Annotated in this window: 3 protein-coding genes; 2 read left to right on the top strand and 1 reads right to left on the bottom strand. The window is 72.8% G+C overall.

All coding sequences use genetic code 11. The features are described 5' to 3' along the window. The coding region (locus AOK22_RS09070) for an NADP-dependent oxidoreductase (protein WP_244164723.1) at positions 1 to 834 on the top strand (834 nt) is incomplete at its 5' end. 268 nt (positions 835 to 1,102) lie between these two features. Next, positions 1,103 to 1,531: an organic hydroperoxide resistance protein gene (locus AOK22_RS09065; protein ID WP_055698089.1), complete on the top strand. Its 429-nt coding sequence runs from the start codon at positions 1,103 to 1,105 to the stop codon at positions 1,529 to 1,531. A gap of 154 nt (positions 1,532 to 1,685) precedes the next feature. Here the strand turns inward: AOK22_RS09065 and AOK22_RS09060 are convergent. Further along, on the bottom strand, positions 1,686 to 2,499 hold an 814-nt coding region (locus tag AOK22_RS09060; RefSeq protein ID WP_055698088.1), incomplete at its 5' end, for a serine hydrolase.

Raw genomic sequence — 2,499 nt, 5'->3', positions numbered from 1 at the left:
TCGTACATCCCGCCGTTCCAGCTCGACCAGCCGATGGACGGCGGAGCGGTCGGCGTCGTCGTGGCGTCGAACGCCGAGGGCTTCGCCGCGGGCGACCACGTCCTGCACTTCGCCGGCTGGCGCGAGTACGCCTCCGTGCCCGCCCGGTACGCCACCAAGGTCGACCCCGAGGCCGCGCCGCTCTCCGCCTACCTCGGCGTCCTCGGCATGACGGGCCTCACCGCGTACGCGGGACTGCTCGAAGTGGCCTCCTTCAAGGAGGGCGACTCCGTCTTTGTCTCCGGCGCGGCCGGTGCCGTCGGCAGCCAGGTCGGCCAGATCGCCCGGCTCAAGGGCGCCTCGCGCGTCATCGGCTCGGCGGGCTCGGACGAGAAGGTCAAGCTGCTCGTCGAGGAGTACGGCTTCGACGCGGCCTTCAACTACAAGGACGAGAAGCCCGTCGTCGAGCAGCTCAAGGAGGCCGCTCCCGAGGGCGTCGACGTCTACTTCGACAACGTCGGCGGCGAGCACCTGGAGGCCGCCATCAGCCGCATGAACGTGCACGGCCGCGCCACCATCTGCGGCATGATCGCCGGCTACAACGACACCGAGCCGACCCCGGGCCCGCGCAACCTCGCCATGGTCATCGGCAAGCGCCTGCGCCTGCAGGGCATGCTCGTGCAGGACCACAACGCGCTGCAGCCGCAGTTCGTCCGAGAGGTCGGCGCCTGGGTCCGCTCCGGCGAGCTCAAGTACCGCGAGACGGTCGTCGAGGGCGTCGAGAACGGTGTCGAGGCGTTCCTCGGCATGCTCCGCGGCGAGAACACCGGAAAGATGATCGTCTCCCTCGCCTGAGGGAGCACCCGCCAAGGCAGGCACCGCGCCCGGCAAGGCAGGCACCGCACCCGCCAAGGCAGGCACCGCGCCCGGCAGCGCGGGCACCCGCCCGCACCGCTCGGACGCCCGCCCGCGCCGGCACCCGCCTCCCTGGGCACCCACGGCAGGGCCGTCTCCGCCACCTGAGACGGCCCTGCCGTCGTTCTTCCGGTATCCGATAACCTAATTCCACAATGACGCGGCTGTGGGCGCGCACCGCGGCACATCTCAGGAGGAATCGGCAGTCATGTCCATCCAGAAGATCGACGTCAAGTACACCGCCGTGGCCACCGCGGAGAACGGCCGCGACGGCCGAGTGGCCAGCGACGACGGCAAGCTCGACGTCGTCGTGAACCCCCCGAAGGAGATGGGCGGCAGCGGCGCGGGCACCAACCCCGAGCAGCTCTTCGCGGCGGGCTACAGCGCCTGCTTCCAGGGCGCCCTCGGCGTGGTCGCCCGCAAGGAGAACGCCGACATCTCCGGCTCGACCGTGACCGCCAAGGTCGGCATCGGCCAGAACGAGGCCGGCGGCTTCGGCCTGGAGGTCGAGATCACCGCCTCCATCCCGAACGTGGACGCGGCCACCGCGCAGTCCCTGGTCGAGAAGGCCCACCAGGTGTGCCCCTACTCGAACGCCACGCGCGGCAACATCAAGGTCGCCGTCTCGGCCGCCTGACCGGCTGCGCCGTACGTACCGACATACGTACCGCGTACGCACGCGAGGGCCGCACCCGGCAGGGTGCGGCCCTCGCGGCATGTCCGGCAACCGAGAAGTCCGGGACCCGTAACCCAGGACCCGGAACCCGGGACCCGCAACCCGTAACCCGCCCTCAGCCCACCGCGAGCGCCGCGTCGTGCACCGCGCGCACCAGCCGCTCGTTCTCCGGCGCCGGACCGCCCGGGAACGCGAACCGCCGGCGCGTGTACCCGTACGTGAGGCCGCTGCGCGGATCCGCGAACGCCTGCGAGCCGCCCGCGCCGCTGTGCCCGATGGAGCCCGCGCCGAGGCACGGGTACCAGGCCTCGGACGTGGCCTGGAAGCCGACCGCGAACACCTTGTGGGCCCGTGCCACCAGGTCGTGCCCGGCCGACTGGATCTGCCCGAACGCGGCCACCGTGTCCGCCTTCAGGAGAGGCTCGCCGCCCTCGATGCCGGTGACCGCCGCCGCGTACATCCGGGCCAGGCCCCGCGCGGAGGCCACACCGCCCGCCGAGGCCTGGCCCTTGGCGCGCACCAGGCGGGAGTTGGGCAGCGCCTCCAGGACGGTGGGCTCGGCCGCGTTGCGGTTGAAGGCGATGGCGCCCAGGGTGTGCGGACCGGTCGGCAGCGACGCGAGGAGCGCCTGCTGCTCGGGCGTCGGGTCCATCGGCAGCACCGAGCGGAACCGGCCCTCCAGCTCCTCGGGCAGCCCGAGGTGGAAGTCCAGGCCGTGCGGGGCGCGCACCCGCTCCTCGTACAGCTCCTGCAGCGTGCGCCCGGTGGCGCGGAACACCACCTCGCCGGCGAGCGCCCCGACGCCCAGCGCGTGGTAGCCGAACGCGGTGCCGGGCCGCCAGAAGGGGCGCTGCGCGGCCAGGCGCGCGGCGATCGCCCGGTCGTCGGCGATCTCCTCGGGCGAGAACCCGTCGTCGGCGCCGACGACG

This window comes from Streptomyces silaceus (genome assembly GCF_001419745.1).
GTDB classification, from domain to species: domain Bacteria; phylum Actinomycetota; class Actinomycetes; order Streptomycetales; family Streptomycetaceae; genus Streptomyces; species Streptomyces silaceus.
The sequence above is the reverse complement of the archived record's forward strand: the minus strand, read 5'-3'. Positions and strand labels throughout refer to the sequence as shown.

Bases quoted from the DNA above. Each gene is read 5' to 3' on its own strand.
- AOK22_RS09065 (WP_055698089.1), top strand. From the start codon at position 1,103: ATGTCCATCCAGAAGATCGACGTCAAGTACACCGCCGTGGCCACCGCG.